Origin of the sequence: Kluyvera intermedia (assembly GCF_021440345.1) — a bacterium.
Lineage (GTDB): Bacteria > Pseudomonadota > Gammaproteobacteria > Enterobacterales > Enterobacteriaceae > Kluyvera > Kluyvera intermedia_A.
In genome coordinates this window covers 73,472-89,312 of record NZ_JAKCNS010000005.1, presented here as the reverse complement: position 1 = coordinate 89,312, position 15,841 = coordinate 73,472, and the positions used below count along the sequence as shown (strand labels likewise).

The window sequence follows — 15,841 nt, the reverse complement described above, 5'->3', positions numbered from 1 at the left end:
GATGTGGTTGGTACATGGGTCGCGCCACTTTGGCGGGCCCGGGGGGCCGGAAAACCAAACCTTCTCCCGGAGTGGGAGAAGGTCAGGGGGCGGGAGAATCAGAATTCGCTTTTAGCGAACCCAGTCATGACCTGCAGACCCATTTCACGACCCAGAGCGGTCATGGGGTGAACAACGACTAAACCACGAACGCTCTTTTTCAGTGCGCCCATGTTGGCTTGTTCTTTTTTGGTGATGGCGCGGCTGAACGGCAATTTCGCCAGCTTTTGCGCTTCTTTGCTCAGCTTTTGCGTATGTACTTCACGCAGGCGAGCGATTTCGGTTTCGAGCTTTTCTTTTTCGCTTTCCAGCTCGGCGTATTTCTCCGCGCTGTCGACCAGAGACAGCGCTGCCTGCTGGTGGCGGATGGCGTCAAGCAGGTCGCTCAGGCGTTTGATTTCGTTCTTTTCGATTTCTTTCATGTTGCTGATATCTGTTAATAAAATAGACGTAATGGCCACTAGTATGCGCGTTGTCGCTCATTTCTGGTAGTTAATTATACAAAATGAGGTGGTTTCTTTGCGTTATAGTCAGCAAGGTATTTACATAAGAGATTGAATAATATCTACATTATTTGAAATGGTTAACTTGATCGCTTTTTTGAAAATTACTGACATAAATACGCACATTTTCCTCAACCCTTTTGGCTCAATTATCCATTCTTAATAGAAGGTCTTAAAAAAGGGAGGACGCACGATGAGCAAAATGGGTGAGAACGTACCGCAAATCATCGATAAAGCGGTAGATTTCATGGCCTCCAGCCAGGCGTTTATGGAGTATCTAAAAAAGCGGCCGCATTCTGATCGGGTCCCTTCAGAGATTCCCAAGGACAAGACGGAGATGTTTCTGTCCCGGCTGGAATACTACCGTAACTTGTATCGTCCAGTGGAAAGCCATCACAGATAATGCGCTGAAAAGCGTCACCTGCTGGTAACGCCTCCCCGGCGTTGCCAGCAATTATTTCGGCCAGTCTCCAGAAGTAAAAATTCCCCTTCGGTATGATGGCGAAAATCACCAACGCACATTATCTTCACTATTATCAGCCTGGATTGCGTGCGGCTGCCTCCGGTCTATAACTCTTATTAGCGTAATTCTGAGGCAAGTATGTTTCTAAACTATTTTGCGTTGGGTGTGCTGATCTTCGTCTTTTTGGTTCTGTTTTACGGAATCATCATGATTCACGATATTCCCTATACGATTGCGAAAAAGCGCAATCATCCTCACGCGGATGCTATTCATACCGCGGGCTGGGTGAGTCTTTTTACCCTGCACGTGATTTGGCCATTCTTATGGATTTGGGCCACGCTCTACCAGCCTGAACGCGGTTGGGGAATGCAGTCGCACATTCAGCCACCAGATCAAGCTCCCAGCGGGGATGACACGCTCACGCAGCTCTCCCTCCGGGTAGCTGAACTGGAGCAAAAGATTGCGGAACTTCGTCCCTCAACTGACGCGCACACGCCGGAGCAATAATCATGGATCTGCTGATTGTTTTGACCTATGTCGCGCTGGCGTGGGCGATATTTAAAATATTCCGTATTCCGGTTAACCAATGGACGCTGGCTACCGCTGCGCTGGGCGGTATATTTTTGGTTAGCGGGCTTATTTTATTAATGAACTACAACCACCCTTATACGTTTACTGCGCAAAAAGCGGTTATTTCTATTCCTATTACGCCGCAGGTCACCGGCGTGGTGAGCGAAGTGACGGATAAAAATAATCAGCTTATTAAAAAGGGCGATGTGCTGTTTAAAATTGATCCCACGCGCTATCAGGTCCGGGTCGATCGCCTACAGGCGGATTTGATCACGGCGACGCACAATGTGCAGACGCTGAAAGGCCAATTATCTGAGGCGCAGGCCAACACCACCCGCGTGTCGGCGGAGCGAGACCGCCTGTACAAAGATTACCAGCGATACTTAAAAGGCAGCCAGGCACGGGTCAATCCGTTCTCAGAAAGCGATATTGATAACGCGCGGCAAAACTATCTGGCGCAGGATGCGATGGTCAAAGGCTCCGTGGCTGAACAGGCGCAGATACAAAGCCAGTTAGACAGCATGGTCAACGGCGAGCAGTCGCAGATTGTCAGCCTAAGGGCGCAGTTAACGGAGGCGAAGTATAACCTCGACCAAACCGTTATCCGTGCACCGAGCGATGGCTACGTCACCCAGGTCCTTATTCGTCCGGGCACTTATGCCGCAGCGTTGCCGCTGCGTCCGGTGATGGTCTTCATTCCCGATCAGAAACGGCAGATAGTCGCCCAGTTCCGCCAGAATTCGCTGTTGCGTCTTGAGGCTGGTGATGACGCGGAAGTGGTGTTTAACGCCCTGCCGGGGCAGGTTTTCCACGGCAAGCTGTCGAGTATTCTGCCGGTTGTTCCGGGTGGTTCCTATCAAGCACAGGGGGCATTGCAGTCGTTAACCGTGGTGCCGGGGACCGACGGCGTTCTGGCGCTGATTGATTTGGACCCAAATGCCGATGTCGATGCGCTCCCGGACGGTATCTACGCTCAGGTGGCGGTTTACTCTGATCATTTCGCCCACGTTTCGGTGATGCGTAAGGTGCTGCTGCGCATGACCAGCTGGATGCATTATCTCTATCTGGATCACTAGGCCGGTAAAAACCAGAGGGCGAATGCGGCGGCCTGAGCCATACTGATCTCTTTGTTGGCGCGAAGGAGACAAAGATGAAATTGGTCGGCAGCTACACCAGCCCTTTTGTACGTAAAATCTCAATCCTGCTGCTGGAGAAGGGGATCGCGTTTGAGTTTGTGAACGAGCAACCCTACAGCGTGGAAAATGGCGTTGCCCAGTTTAATCCCCTGGGTAAAGTTCCCGCTCTGGTTACAGACGACGGTGAGTGCTGGTTTGATTCACCGATTATCGCCCAATACATCGAGCTGCTTGGCATCGCCCCGGATATGGTGCCGCACGACCCTCTGGCCGCGCTCAAAGTGCGCCAGCTTGAATCGCTGGCTGATGGCATTATGGATGCGGGCCTCGCTTCCGTGCGCGAGCTGGCGCGTCCAGCAGCGCAGCAGTCCGAATCGGAAGTACTGCGTCAGCGGCAGAAAATTAGCCGTAGCCTCGACGCACTGGAAGGCTATCTTGCCGACGGTACGCTGAAGCCTGATACCCTGAATCTCGCGACTATCGCCATTGCCTGCGCAATTGGCTACCTCAACTTCCGCCGCATCGCCCCCGGCTGGTGTGTCGATCGCCCAAACCTGGTCAAACTGGCGGAAACGCTCTTCCTGCGCGAAAGTTTTGCGCGCACCGAACCGCCAAAGGCTTGATTGAACGCTATAACGCTAAGCCGCTGTACATTGTACAATCCTTTTCTATGACTCCCTCTCGGCCGGGAGGGGTAACATTTAACCGTCAGGCCTATCCATGACTACCGAAAACCGTTCGCTCTACAGTCAGCTCCCCGCAACCGACCGCTTACTTCGCGATCCTGCGTTCGCCCGTCTACTCGATGCTCATGGCCATTCTCAGGTGGTGGAACTGCTCCGCCAGATGCTGGAAGAAGCGCGTCTGAGTATTCGCGAGCAGCAAACGCTGCCCGCATGGTGCGGGGACTGGGCGCAGGAAACAGCGAGCCGTTTACAGCAAGATGCCCAGAGCGCGCTGCGCCCGGTGATTAACCTGACGGGGACCGTGTTGCACACCAATCTGGGGCGCGCGCAGCAGTCGCAGTCGGCAATTGAGGCCGTCACGCAGGCGATGCGCGACCCGGTGACGCTGGAATACGATTTGGACGGCGCGGGGCGCGGCCACCGCGATCGGCCGCTGGCGGATCTGCTGTGCCGCTTAACCGGTGCGGAAGACGCTTGTATTGTGAATAACAACGCTGCCGCGGTGCTGCTGATGCTGGCGGCGACGGCGGCGGGCAAAGAGGTGGTCGTTTCTCGCGGCGAGCTGGTGGAGATTGGCGGCGCGTTTCGTATTCCCGATGTCATGCGCCAGGCGGGCTGCGTACTGCACGAAGTGGGCACCACCAACCGCACCCACGCCAAAGATTATCGCCAGGCGGTGAATGACAACACCGGCCTGTTAATGAAGGTGCACACCAGCAACTACAGTATTGAAGGTTTTACCAAATCGGTGGATGAAGCGGAGCTGGCGGAAATGGGTCGCGAGCTGGATGTGCCTGTCGTTGCCGATCTGGGCAGCGGTTCACTTATCGATCTCAGCCGCTACGGCCTGCCGAAAGAACCGATGCCGCAGGAGATGATTGCTGCCGGCGTGAGCCTGGTCAGCTTCTCCGGTGACAAACTGCTGGGCGGCCCGCAGGCCGGCATTATCGTCGGGAAAAAAGCGTTGATTGCCCAGCTGCAGCAGCATCCGCTTAAGCGTGCGCTGCGGGCAGACAAAATGACCCTCGCCGCGCTGGAAGCCACTTTGCGGCTGTACCTGCATCCTGAAAAGCTCGCGGCTGAGCTGCCAACGCTGCGGCTGTTGAGCCGCAGTGCGCAAGATATTCAGCGGCAGGCCGAACGCTTACGTGAACCGCTGGCTGCACGCTATGGCGATGAATTTGCCGTGCAGGTGATGCCGTGCGCGTCGCAAATTGGCAGCGGCTCGCTGCCGTCAGAAAGCCTGCCTAGCGCGGCAATCGCGCTGACGCCTCATGACGGTCGGGGCAGCCAGCTGGAAGTGCTGTCAACTCGCTGGCGCAGCCTGCCTATCCCGGTTATCGGGCGAATTTATGATGGTCGTCTGTGGCTGGATTTACGCTGCCTTGAAGATGAACCTCGTTTTCTGGAGATGTTGTTGAAATGATTATTGCCACCGCCGGGCACGTTGACCACGGCAAAACCACCCTGCTGCAGGCGATTACCGGTATTAACGCCGATCGCCTGCCGGAAGAGAAATCCCGCGGCATGACCATCGATTTAGGGTACGCCTACTGGCCACAGGCGGATGGACGCGTACTGGGTTTTATCGATGTGCCAGGCCATGAAAAGTTTCTCTCAAATATGTTGGCGGGCGTGGGGGGGATCGATCATGCCCTGCTGGTGGTGGCATGTGATGACGGTGTGATGGCGCAAACGCGCGAACATCTGGCGATCCTGCAGCTGACGGGGAACCCTACGCTCACCGTAGCGCTCACCAAAACCGACCGCGTGGATGCTGAACGCATCAATGAGGTTCGCCGTGAGATAACCGATGTTCTGCGTGAGTATGGCTTCGACGACGCGACCTTGTTTGAAACGGCGGCGACGGAAAATATCGGTATTGAAGCGCTGCGCGACCATTTACGCCAGCTTTCCGCTCGCGAACACCTAACGCATCAGCGTTTCCGCCTGGCGATTGACCGCGCGTTTACCGTCAAAGGAGCAGGTTTAGTGGTGACCGGTACGGCGCTGTCGGGCGATGTCCGCATCGGCGATACGCTATGGTTGACCGGTAAGAACACGCCAATGCGCGTGCGTGGTCTGCATGCGCAGAACCAGCCGGTAGAACAGGCGCACGGCGGGCAGCGTATTGCGCTCAATATCGTCGGCGCGGCGGAAAAGGACGACCTGAGCCGGGGCGATTGGTTGCTTTCGGAAGAGCCGCCAGCGCCGTCCGAACGGGTGATTGTCGAACTGCAAAGCCACACCCCGCTTAGCCAATGGCAGCCGCTGCATATCCACCATGCGGCGAGTCATATCACTGGACGCGTTTCGCTGCTGGAAAATAATCTGGCGGAGCTGGTGCTCGATGCGCCGCTGTGGCTGGCCGATAACGACCGCCTGGTGCTGCGCGATATTTCGGCCAAAGTCACGCTGGCGGGTGCTCGGGTGGTGACGCTGAATTCACCGCGGCGTGGCAAACGCAAGGCGGAATATCTGGCGTGGATTGCCGCGCTGGCGCTGGCAAAGGATGATGCTCAGGCGCTGGCGGGACATCTTTCCCGTGATGCGGTGAAGCTCGGTGAATTTGGCTGGGCGCGCCAGTTGAGCCCCTTGGGGCTGCAACAGTTGATTGCGCAGCCAGGTTTTATTCTCGCCGGCGATAGCCTTCTGGATGCGCCGCTGGCGGCCCGCTGGCAGCGCAAGCTATTGGACGCGCTGGCGGTTTATCACGAGCAGCATAAAGACGAACCGGGCCCAGGACGCGAGCGCTTACGCCGTATCGCTCTGCCGATGGAAGAAGAGGCGCTGGTACTGACGCTGATTGAGCGGATGCGCGAAAGCGGTACGATTGCCAGCCACCACGGCTGGCTGCATCTGCCGGATCACAAAGCGGGTTTGACCGATGAACAACGGGCTATCTGGCTGAAAGCCGAGCCGCTGTTTGGCGATGAACCGTGGTGGGTACGAGATCTGGCGACGCAGACCGGAACGGATGAGAACACCATGCGCGTTGTCCTGCGGCTGGCGGCGCAGCAGGGGATGATTACCGCGATAGTGAAAGATCGCTATTATCGTAATGACCGTATTGTCGCTTTTGCCAGTATGATTCGTGAACTCGATCTGGAAAAAGGCTCGACCTGTGCGGCTGATTTCCGCGATAAACTGAATGTGGGCCGTAAATTAGCCATTCAGATCCTGGAATATTTCAACCGTATTGGTTTCACGCGTCGCCGTGGAAATGATCATTTATTGCGCGATGCATTGTTGTTCCCGGATAATAAAAATTAACAATTAATGTGAAAAATATATCATTCTGAATACAAAAAACATATTAATTAATAATCAGCACGTTAGGAATCTTAACCTGACGTGCTTTTTATTTTTCCGAACGGTGAAAATGCAATGATGATCATATTTTCACACCCACTATTCCTCTACTCTCGTGGCCTGCTTACTAAATAAAGGAACTATCATGGCTGCATCCACTTTCTTCATTCCATCAGTGAATGTTATCGGTAATGGCGCATTAAATGATGCAATGAATACAATGAAGGAATATGGCTATCGCCATGCCTTAATTGTGACCGACGCAGTTCTGAATAAGCTAGGCGTTGCGGGTGATATTCAAAAACGCCTCCAGGAATATGATATTCAAAGCGTCGTTTTTGATGGAACACACCCGAACCCAACCACGGTCAACGTAGAGGATGGTCTGAAGCTGCTTCGCGCCCATCACTGTGACTGTGTGATTTCATTAGGCGGCGGTTCTCCGCACGACTGTGCAAAAGGTATCGCGCTGGTTGCCGCGAACGGTGGTCATATCCGCGATTATGAAGGCGTTGACCGCTCTGCCAAGCCACAGCTGCCGATGATTGCCATCAACACCACGGCGGGTACGGCGTCTGAAATGACCCGTTTTTGCATCATCACCGACGTGACGCGTCATATCAAAATGGCGATTGTTGATAAGCACGTGACGCCTGTTCTGTCCGTCAACGACTCTTCCCTGATGGAAGGAATGCCGAAAGGGCTGACCGCGGCGACCGGTATGGATGCGCTGACCCACGCCATTGAAGCCTATGTGTCTATTGCCGCGACGCCGATTACCGATGCCTGCGCGCTGAAAGCGATCACCATGATTGTCGAAAATCTGCCAACGGCGGTGGAAAACGGCAGCAACAGCGAAGCACGCGAAGCGATGGCCTACGCGCAGTTCCTGGCGGGGATGGCGTTCAACAACGCATCGCTGGGTTATGTCCACGCGATGGCGCACCAGCTGGGTGGTTTCTACGATCTGCCGCACGGCGTATGTAATGCCGTTCTGCTGCCGCATGTGCAGGTGTTCAACAGCAAAGTGGCGGCCGCGCGTCTGCGTGATTGCGGCCAGGCGATGGGTATTGATGTGAGTGCAATGAGCAATGAGCAGGGCGCACAGGCCTGTATCGATGCCATTCGCAAACTAGCGCGTCAGGTGAATATTCCGGCGGGTCTGCGCGATCTGAACGTCAAAGAAGAGGACATTCCTGTTCTGGCGACCAATGCGCTGAAAGATGCCTGCGGCTTTACTAACCCGATTCAGGCCACGCACGACGAAATCATGGCCATTTTCCGCGCGGCGATGTAATTAACCGCGAACAGTGACACGGCCTACGAATCGTATGATTTTGTAGGCCGTATTAGATGACGTTTCCGTCACGCTCTATTCTCAAATCCCTCACGCAGCCACGGGGTAATCGTCACCCCAGTCAGTAAACCTTCAGGACTTAGCAAGCGCGTCACCGATTGTCCCCACGGTTCCATACGGTTAGCGATTAATAATGTGTAGCCCTGAGTGAGCAGCGCCTGCGTGGCGACTGCAATATCACGGACTTCAAACTCAATCCACGCCTGGGGGATAGGCAGGTCAGCGGGCCATTGTTCCTGACCAAAGCACGAGGTTGCTGCCTGTGACAGCGGCCAGAGTGCAAAATGTTTCACGCCCTTTAGTTGGTCAACGTCTGTCAGCAGGTATTCCTCGTTTCCCTCCATCGCTTTGAGCGGTAGGCCTAACGCGGTCTGATAAAACGCTGTGCTGGAATCCGTGCTGCGCGTGATAGGGCCAAAACCGGCCACAAATAACACATCAACGCCGGGGATCTGGTGTTCCATTATGTCTCCTTGAAAGGCGCTGCGGATAACGTGACCGCAGTCGTAAAGCTGTAACCTGCTGGCGAATATTTCGCCAGGCCAGTCTACCTTTGTAGTATTCCCACAGCAAGGAGATGGTCATGACCAATAACCCCCCTTCATCACGTATCCAGCCCGGCGAATATGGTTTCCCCTTTAAATTGAAAGCACGCTACGACAACTTTATCGGCGGAGAGTGGGTCGCTCCGGCTGATGGTGAATACTATAAAAACCTCACACCAGTCACCGGCCAGCTTTTATGTGAAGTGGCTTCGTCAGGGACGCGCGATATCGACTTAGCGCTGGATGCCGCGCATCGCGCAAAGGATAAATGGGCGCAAACTTCCGTACAGGATCGAGCAGCGGTCCTGCTGAAAATTGCCGATCGCATGGAACAAAACCTGGAGCTGTTGGCCACGGCCGAAACCTGGGATAACGGCAAACCGATCCGTGAAACCAACGGCGCAGATGTGCCGCTGGCCATCGACCATTTCCGCTACTTTGCGTCCTGTATTCGCGCGCAGGAGGGCGGTATCAGCGAGGTCGACAAAGACACCGTGGCTTATCACTTCCATGAACCGCTGGGCGTGGTGGCGCAAATTATCCCGTGGAACTTCCCGCTGCTGATGGCGAGCTGGAAAATGGCCCCTGCGCTGGCTGCGGGTAACTGCATTGTGCTCAAACCGGCGCGGTTGACGCCGCTGTCCGTACTGCTGCTTATGGAGATTATTGGTGACCTGCTGCCGCCTGGCGTGATTAACGTGGTGAACGGGGCGGGTGGCGAAATTGGTGAATATCTGGCGACCTCCAAACGGATCGCCAAAGTCGCCTTTACCGGCTCAACGGAAGTCGGCCAGCAAATCATGCAGTACGCCACGCAAAACATCATTCCGGTGACCCTGGAGCTGGGCGGTAAATCGCCAAACATTTTCTTCGCCGACGTCATGGACGAGGAAGATACTTTCTTTGATAAAGCGCTGGAAGGCTTTGCCCTGTTTGCGTTTAACCAGGGGGAAGTGTGCACCTGCCCAAGCCGGGCGCTGGTACATGAATCCATCTATGAGCGCTTTATGGAACGAGCCATTCGTCGCGTCGAGCGTATTCGCAGCGGGAACCCGTTGGATGCGGTAACGCAAATGGGCGCTCAGGTCTCACAAGGGCAGATGGAAACCATCCTCAACTACATTGATATTGGTAAAAAAGAAGGCGCGGATGTGTTGACCGGCGGGCGGCGCAAGCATCTGGAAGGCGAGCTGAAGGACGGCTATTACCTTGAGCCGACTATCCTGTTTGGTCAAAACAACATGCGCGTTTTCCAGGAAGAAATCTTTGGCCCAGTGCTGGCGGTAACGACCTTCAAAACCGTGGAGGAAGCGCTGGCGCTGGCCAACGATACGCAATATGGCCTGGGGGCGGGCGTGTGGAGTCGTAATGGTAATCTGGCATATAAAATGGGGCGTGGCATTCAGGCCGGGCGCGTGTGGACCAACTGCTATCACGCATACCCCGCGCATGCGGCGTTTGGCGGCTATAAGCAGTCCGGTATTGGGCGCGAAACCCACAAAATGATGCTGGAACATTACCAACAGACGAAATGTCTGCTGGTGAGCTATTCGGATAAACCGTTGGGACTGTTCTAAGGTAGTGACAGGCCCGGTTGCGCTGTGCTCGCCGGGCCTGTTATTTAATCAAATGTTTTGACCTGCAGCGGCCGGAAGCGGCTGTAAATCCACAGGCCGAGGCAGATGATGGAACCCAGGAATGCCGTAAAGAATACCGTAACCATCAGGCCGCTAAACAGCGCCACCGGCAGGGCAAGAATGCCGTGGATGGACTCGTCGTTCCACTTCACCATGTCGTAACCGAAAATCCCCATCACGCCGCAAAATAAGCTAAAAATCAGCATCGGCACCGCAAGGCCGATAAGCATCAGGCGGTAGATGACGGAGGCTTTGACGCGTTTAATACTGACGACTGGCGGGACATCCTTGCTCATACTGATTCCTCATGGTGATGGTTAACTCTCTGTTGGCATCATGGCGGAATCTTTTTGGCCCGGCAAGAGGAACCTGCCGGGCTGACGCCCGCCGCGTGGAAGCGGCGTTACTGTAAGGAACATATCAACTCGGCCTGAGGCAAATGACTGAATGAGTTCTGACATATTACAAAAAGTGCTCCTCACCCATGTCGGATCAAAGCAGCGCGGCGGCTTGCTCTGGCACTCTTAGGGTTTATCGTCCACAGCGGAGTGGAGAATGAACCCGTTTATTGTCGCTGATTCAATGAAGTGCATTGGCTGTCGTACCTGTGAAGTGGCCTGCGTGGTGGCTCATCAGGCGCAGCAAGCGTGCGCCAGCGTATCGCGGGATGCTTTCCTTCCGCGTATACGGGTGGTGAAGGGCGATACCTTTTCAACCGCGGTAACCTGCCATCATTGTGAAGATGCGCCGTGTAGCAACGTCTGTCCAACCGGTGCGATTACCCGGGAAACCGGCTACGTTCGGGTTGAGCAGTCGCGTTGTATCGGCTGTAAGAGCTGTATGCTGGCATGCCCGTTTGGCGCGATGACCGTGGCCGTGCAGCAGTCGCGACCACAGGCTATCAAGTGTGATTTATGCCGCCATCGCGAAGAAGGCCCCGCCTGCGTGGCAGCTTGCCCAACGCAGGCGCTGGCCTGTGTCGATGTTGGGCAGGCTGCTACGCCGAAACTAATGTAGGTTGTTGAAGTTCCAGCTTAGCGTCAGGCTATAGCGCCAGTCGCGCTTATGGCTATCGGTCGGTAAATCACCGACCGGGCGCGCCGCTTCGACCGTCAGGCTGTAGTGTTTGTTATCGCCAAACATCACACCGGTGGCCACGGATGCCAGCCGTTGATGAGGCAGCCCCTGGGTGTTGAACCAGGTCTGCGCGGTATCGGCCAGAACGTAAGGCTGAACGGTGGCAATCCAGGTACTCTCCTTACGCTGGTGCAGATAACGCACTTCGACCTGCCCGCCGTAGCCATAATCGCCGCTGGCCTCACCGTCCTGGTAGCCGCGACCAAAACGTTGGGCACCGAAGCTCACGCGTTCAGGTTCCGGTAGATCGTTGTCTGACCAATCCCCTTCCATTGATGTCGACAGGCGCCAGGTATCGGTTACCATCCAGGCCGCGTCGATATTACTTTTCCACAACGTAAACGATAGATTGTTGCCCTGGATGGGGGCCGAGTCGGCTAACGAGCCCGCGTTAATACCCTGACGTAACGTCAATTTACCGTTAATGCTGGCCCGCTCAAATGCCTGGAAACCATTCATACCGAATTCAAGTGCCGGGTAACGGACATGCGTTTTTTGCGTCGCATCCCCCAGCGTTTCATCGTTCAAAATTGCGCGGATGTTGTTATCGTTGCGTCTGTCGGTGTAATCCATCCCACCGTTAATGTTGAACTGCTGTTTGCCGGTGAGGACAACCGGATAGCTGAAGGTTGCGCCACCATTGTATTGGGTGGTTTTCTGGCGGGAATCAAGATAACCGTCGGTGAAGGTCAGTAACCGCGAGTAGTCGCGCGGATTATCACGATAAAAACTGCCTTTTAGCTGCATCATCAGCCCCTCATCGCTCAGGAACTGTTGGTAGTTCATCCCCAGGTATGATTTACGCGTCGAGCTATCCAGCGGGATAAGGGTCGCAATGCCCAACTGATCGCCATAGCTGGTGAGGTTACTCAGCGAGCCGTTGACGAATGCCATATTCTGGTTGCGGCGGGTGTCGAGCGTTGATGAGATGTCCCAGATATGCGGCTGGATGCTTTTGGCCTGCATAGCAGCGGCGCCATAAATATTCTGCGGTAGCTGCGCGTTGGCATCGACGGTGACGCCAGGGGTGCGCGTCATCAGCTGGGTATAGCGGTCAAAGGTGGCTTGGGTCAGCGGCTTCTCTGCCATGATTTTGGCGGCTAATCGCTTTAAGCGTTCCGCAATATTGGGATTGTTACTTTGAATATCGCTGTGGGCGACGTAACCTTCGACCAACACTATCTTGATAGTACCGTCCTGGTAATTGTTATCCGGCAGCCAGGCATAAGAGAGCGGGTAGCCATCGGCTCGATAACGCAATGTAATATCGTTAACGATCCCAATGATTGTTTTTAAAGGAACCTGTTTATGCGCGTAAGGAGCAAAAGGTTGTAATAACTCTTTTAACGGATAAACCGTACCGCCAATAAATTGAATATGATCAACTTTAATCAACGTTTCAGGGGTTAATTTATTTTTGGGAACGCTGACGGTTAAACTTGGGGTGGCGGCAGGGGGCGTTTGCGGAGTGCTGTTACGTTCCGCTTTAGCGGGGTTATTCGGGTCAATTAACGCGGGTAATGTGTCGGCTCTGGCTATATTAAGCAGAACGACCCCCGATAGCGCATAAACCAGGGTAGTTTTCATGACGCATTCCTTGTGTATTTTATTGTGCAAGGATGATTCTTGTTATGCTGCTTAAAAAACGTGCCCCCATTGCGGGGGCACGGAAAGCATTAATAAATATATAGCTTATTTTTTACCGCTTAACCCGCCGAGCAAACCAGATAATCCACCAACAGGACTGGTTGTTGTTGTGCTGCTGCCAGTTGCGCTACCGCTGGCACTCGCGCTGGCTGATGTGCTGACGTTAAGACTGCCGGTCAGTGAGCTTACGGTGGTGTTAAGCGTTGAGCCAAGAGAGTTGCTCGCCAGCAGGCCGCCGCTGCCCGTTTGTGTGCCGGTAGGTTTCACCAGACCGCCTGCATCGGTGACGATATTGCCGACGCTGGAGACCACCTGCCCTACGCCGCCCAAGGCTGGGGATGATGTTCCGACCTGGTTGCCCACGCCGCTAACGGAGGTGCCCACTTGTGTCAGCAGGCCATTAACCGGGGTACCAAGACCGGTGGCCGAGCCGACGCCTTGCGTCACGCCCTGTACGCCGCCCAGCGTATTGTTGACCACTGAGGTGACGCCCGTTGTTGCAGCTGTCGCACCAGGGCTTTGCAGCGTGCTGGTCAATCCGCTGCCGGTACTGCTGACAATCTGGCCCGCGCTGTTGACGACATTACCTACAACGCCTGTCACCCCTGCGACCGGTGTTCCCGATGTGCTGGTTGATAGGTTACTTCCCACGCCGGACACGGTATTGCCTAATACGGTGACGGTGCTGGTCGTTCCCTGAAGCGTTGTCCCGACGCCGTTGGCATTGGATGAATTACCCACGCCGTTCGTGACGCCGGTTCCCAGCGTGTCGACGGCGTTACCCACACCGCTTACGGTGGTTGAAATGGTGGAGGTCACCGGGTTGTTGCCGGTGCTCGTTGCCAGCTGGCTACCCAGACCGCCCAGCGTGTCACCTACGCCAGAGACCGCTTCACCCGCATCGCCGAGGATGTTATTTCCTGCGTTGCTGGCGGTTGACCCGCCGCCGGTGCCGCCACCGCCAGTACCGCCGCCACCTGTACCGCCACCACCACCGCCTGTACCGCCACCCCCGCCCTGGGTAGTGCCATTTTTAGCCGTTGAATGAGAACCTCCGCCGCTACCGCTACAGGCAGAGAGTGAGAATGCAATCAGTACTGCCACTGCAATAATGCTTAAGTGGCTAACGTTATTAGAAGTCATGATTCTTCTCCACCAGTTAAAACGCCGAGTGCGTATTAGTCAGTGTAAGTAGAAAAATAAGCCTTGCACGGGGTGTTTTTTTTCATACGAAAGTTTGAAAAATCCGATTTAACTTAGGAATAAACCAAGTCTGCTATGTAAAATAATATGCCGTTATGAAACATGCTGTTACTCCGTTTTTAACATAGTAAGCCGGAATAAATAATGGGGGTGATTGTTTAGCGGAAGTTAAATGGAATAATAAATTGGGAGTAATCCGAGTGGGGGAGGGCGTTGAACTTTAGCGTTGATATTTACTAAATAACAACCGGGATCACAGAAAATATCAGCCTCTATAATTAGAGACTGATATATCCTATATTACAGGCTTTCGTTCCAGGCTATTTCAATTTCTTCGGCAAGGATCTTAATCCCTGCTTCTATTTTTTCTGGTTCCGGAACATAGTTCATACGCATACATTGATGAGTATGCTCCCAGGGTTTATCCAGGCCCGGGAAGAATAAGTCGCCAGGGACCATCAGAACGCCGCGTTTTTTCAACCGCTGATACAGTTCTTCAGTGGTAATGGGCAAATCTTTAAACCACAGCCACAGGAAAATAGCCCCTTCCGGTTTATGGATGAGGCAGCGCTCTTCGGGCAGATAGCGGCGAATCGTCGCGATCGTTTCCTGTACCCGCTGGTAGTAAAACGGTTTGATCACCGTTTCAGATAAGTGCAGCAGCTCCTTGCGCTTGATCATTTCGCACATGATGGCAGGCCCAACTCCGCCGGGGGCAAGGCTGATAATGCCGTTCATGTTGCTGATGGCGGTAATAATCTCCTCGTTGGCGATAATAATCCCGCAGCGACTGCCCGGCAGGCCAAGTTTGGACAGACTCATGCACAGTACGGTGTTTGGATTCCACAGCGGCGTGGCTTCGCTGAAGATAATTCCCGGAAAGGGAACGCCATAGGCGTTGTCGATAACCAACGGTATGCCGTGGTGGGTCGCTAACGCATCCAGCTGTTTCACTTCGTCATCGGTGATGACGTTACCCGTTGGGTTGGTTGGGCGCGAGACGCAAATCATCCCGGTGTCTTCACCAATCGGCAAATTATCGAAATCGACGTGGTACTTAAACTGCCCTTCAGGAAGCAACTCAATATGAGGACGGGTGGAAACGAAGAGGTCGTCTTCGAGTCCCGAATCCGCGTAGCCGATATACTCTGGTGTCAGAGGGAAAAGCACCTTGCGGGTCGTGCCATCCGCGCGACGCCCGGCAAACAGATTAAACAAGTAGAAAAATGCGCTTTGGCTGCCATTTGTCAGTGCAATATTCTGTGGGCCAATCTCCCAACCTAATTCATTACGCAGCATATCGGCGAGGGCAACCAGCAGATCATTCTTCCCCTGCGGGCCATCATAATTACAAAGTGCTTCAGAGAGTTTGCCGCTTTCCAGCATCTCAGCCAGGAGATTCGTGAAGTATGAATTCATCTCTGGGATCTGCGCCGGATTACCGCCGCCGAGCATGATAGCGCCAGGGGTGCGTAAACCGTCGTTGAGGTCTTCCATCAGGCGGGCGATGCCTGTATGGCGGGTAAACTTGTCGCCGAAAAGTGAGAATGTCATAGCTGATTTTCTATTGCTTGTTCTGTGAAGTGGGTAACGATAACGCCACTCA

The 15,841-nt window shown here is 54.3% G+C and carries 15 protein-coding genes; 9 read left to right on the top strand and 6 right to left on the bottom strand.

The annotated features are described in order from the left end of the window. Positions 1-98: 98 nt before the first annotated feature. A complete protein-coding gene (locus tag LZ634_RS01190; protein ID WP_234501921.1) occupies positions 99-461 on the bottom strand; it encodes a YibL family ribosome-associated protein in 363 nt (120 codons plus the stop codon). Between the two features lie 274 nt (positions 462-735). Here LZ634_RS01190 and LZ634_RS01185 point away from each other — a divergent pair, with 274 nt between their 5' ends. The 7 genes from LZ634_RS01185 to yiaY all read left to right on the top strand — a co-directional run bounded on the left by LZ634_RS01185 (position 736) and on the right by yiaY (position 8,006). Next, on the top strand, positions 736-945 hold the full coding sequence (locus LZ634_RS01185; RefSeq protein ID WP_234501920.1) for a hypothetical protein: 210 nt from the start codon (positions 736-738) through the stop codon (positions 943-945). 198 nt (positions 946-1,143) lie between these two features. Next, positions 1,144-1,512, top strand: coding sequence for a DUF3302 domain-containing protein (locus LZ634_RS01180; RefSeq protein ID WP_234501919.1), 369 nt, complete (start codon positions 1,144-1,146; stop codon positions 1,510-1,512). A 2-nt stretch (positions 1,513-1,514) separates the two neighbouring features. Then, positions 1,515-2,651, top strand: a complete 1,137-nt coding sequence (locus tag LZ634_RS01175) for an HlyD family secretion protein (protein ID WP_234501918.1) — start codon at positions 1,515-1,517, stop codon at positions 2,649-2,651. Positions 2,652-2,725: 74 nt separating this feature from the next. Continuing rightward, positions 2,726-3,334 carry a glutathione S-transferase gene (locus LZ634_RS01170; RefSeq protein ID WP_234501917.1) on the top strand — a complete coding sequence of 203 codons (609 nt, stop codon included), beginning with the start codon at positions 2,726-2,728 and terminating at the stop codon, positions 3,332-3,334. A 97-nt stretch (positions 3,335-3,431) separates the two neighbouring features. Beyond that, positions 3,432-4,823, top strand: a complete 1,392-nt coding sequence (selA, locus tag LZ634_RS01165; protein WP_234501916.1) for an L-seryl-tRNA(Sec) selenium transferase — start codon at positions 3,432-3,434, stop codon at positions 4,821-4,823. After that, positions 4,820-6,670: a selenocysteine-specific translation elongation factor gene (gene selB / locus LZ634_RS01160; protein ID WP_234501915.1), complete on the top strand. Its 1,851-nt coding sequence runs from the start codon at positions 4,820-4,822 to the stop codon at positions 6,668-6,670. Before selA ends, selB begins: the two co-directional genes overlap by 4 nt. Before the next feature lie 184 nt (positions 6,671-6,854). Next, entirely contained in the window at positions 6,855-8,006 is a 1,152-nt protein-coding gene (gene yiaY / locus LZ634_RS01155) for an L-threonine dehydrogenase (RefSeq protein WP_234501914.1), read from the top strand. A 68-nt stretch (positions 8,007-8,074) separates the two neighbouring features. On the opposite strand, the gene LZ634_RS01150 is transcribed toward yiaY, so the two are convergent. After that, positions 8,075-8,530 carry a glyoxalase gene (locus LZ634_RS01150; RefSeq protein WP_234501913.1) on the bottom strand — a complete coding sequence of 152 codons (456 nt, stop codon included), beginning with the start codon at positions 8,528-8,530 and terminating at the stop codon, positions 8,075-8,077. Positions 8,531-8,649: 119 nt separating this feature from the next. Between LZ634_RS01150 and aldB the strand changes: the two genes are divergently transcribed. Continuing rightward, a complete protein-coding gene (gene aldB, locus LZ634_RS01145; protein WP_234501912.1) occupies positions 8,650-10,188 on the top strand; it encodes an aldehyde dehydrogenase AldB in 1,539 nt (512 codons plus the stop codon). A 44-nt stretch (positions 10,189-10,232) separates the two neighbouring features. Here the strand turns inward: aldB and LZ634_RS01140 are convergent, their stop codons facing one another. Continuing rightward, entirely contained in the window at positions 10,233-10,544 is a 312-nt protein-coding gene (locus tag LZ634_RS01140; protein ID WP_234501911.1) for a hypothetical protein, read from the bottom strand. 259 nt (positions 10,545-10,803) lie between these two features. Between LZ634_RS01140 and LZ634_RS01135 the strand changes: the two genes are divergently transcribed. Then, positions 10,804-11,265: a 4Fe-4S dicluster domain-containing protein gene (locus LZ634_RS01135; protein ID WP_234501910.1), complete on the top strand. Its 462-nt coding sequence runs from the start codon at positions 10,804-10,806 to the stop codon at positions 11,263-11,265. Here the strand turns inward: LZ634_RS01135 and LZ634_RS01130 are convergent. The 3 genes from LZ634_RS01130 to avtA all read right to left on the bottom strand — a co-directional run bounded on the left by LZ634_RS01130 (position 11,257) and on the right by avtA (position 15,789). Further along, positions 11,257-12,972 carry a ShlB/FhaC/HecB family hemolysin secretion/activation protein gene (locus LZ634_RS01130; RefSeq protein ID WP_234501909.1) on the bottom strand — a complete coding sequence of 572 codons (1,716 nt, stop codon included), beginning with the start codon at positions 12,970-12,972 and terminating at the stop codon, positions 11,257-11,259. The genes LZ634_RS01135 and LZ634_RS01130 overlap by 9 nt on opposite strands. Positions 12,973-13,077: 105 nt before the next feature. Further along, on the bottom strand, positions 13,078-14,175 hold the full coding sequence (locus LZ634_RS01125; RefSeq protein ID WP_234501908.1) for a collagen-like triple helix repeat-containing protein: 1,098 nt from the start codon (positions 14,173-14,175) through the stop codon (positions 13,078-13,080). Between the two features lie 360 nt (positions 14,176-14,535). After that, on the bottom strand, positions 14,536-15,789 hold the full coding sequence (gene avtA / locus LZ634_RS01120; RefSeq protein ID WP_234501907.1) for a valine--pyruvate transaminase: 1,254 nt from the start codon (positions 15,787-15,789) through the stop codon (positions 14,536-14,538). Positions 15,790-15,841 lie beyond the last annotated feature (52 nt).

Coding starts and splice junctions, on each gene's coding strand:
- LZ634_RS01180 (WP_234501919.1), top strand. CDS start 1,144: ATGTTTCTAAACTATTTTGCGTTGGGTGTGCTGATCTTCGTCTTTTTG.
- aldB (WP_234501912.1), top strand. CDS start 8,650: ATGACCAATAACCCCCCTTCATCACGTATCCAGCCCGGCGAATATGGT.
- LZ634_RS01190 (WP_234501921.1), bottom strand. CDS start 461: ATGAAAGAAATCGAAAAGAACGAAATCAAACGCCTGAGCGACCTGCTT.
- yiaY (WP_234501914.1), top strand. CDS start 6,855: ATGGCTGCATCCACTTTCTTCATTCCATCAGTGAATGTTATCGGTAAT.
- LZ634_RS01150 (WP_234501913.1), bottom strand. CDS start 8,530: ATGGAACACCAGATCCCCGGCGTTGATGTGTTATTTGTGGCCGGTTTT.
- LZ634_RS01185 (WP_234501920.1), top strand. CDS start 736: ATGAGCAAAATGGGTGAGAACGTACCGCAAATCATCGATAAAGCGGTA.
- selA (WP_234501916.1), top strand. CDS start 3,432: ATGACTACCGAAAACCGTTCGCTCTACAGTCAGCTCCCCGCAACCGAC.
- LZ634_RS01175 (WP_234501918.1), top strand. CDS start 1,515: ATGGATCTGCTGATTGTTTTGACCTATGTCGCGCTGGCGTGGGCGATA.
- selB (WP_234501915.1), top strand. CDS start 4,820: ATGATTATTGCCACCGCCGGGCACGTTGACCACGGCAAAACCACCCTG.
- LZ634_RS01135 (WP_234501910.1), top strand. CDS start 10,804: ATGAACCCGTTTATTGTCGCTGATTCAATGAAGTGCATTGGCTGTCGT.
- LZ634_RS01130 (WP_234501909.1), bottom strand. CDS start 12,972: ATGAAAACTACCCTGGTTTATGCGCTATCGGGGGTCGTTCTGCTTAAT.
- LZ634_RS01140 (WP_234501911.1), bottom strand. CDS start 10,544: ATGAGCAAGGATGTCCCGCCAGTCGTCAGTATTAAACGCGTCAAAGCC.
- LZ634_RS01125 (WP_234501908.1), bottom strand. CDS start 14,175: ATGACTTCTAATAACGTTAGCCACTTAAGCATTATTGCAGTGGCAGTA.
- avtA (WP_234501907.1), bottom strand. CDS start 15,789: ATGACATTCTCACTTTTCGGCGACAAGTTTACCCGCCATACAGGCATC.
- LZ634_RS01170 (WP_234501917.1), top strand. CDS start 2,726: ATGAAATTGGTCGGCAGCTACACCAGCCCTTTTGTACGTAAAATCTCA.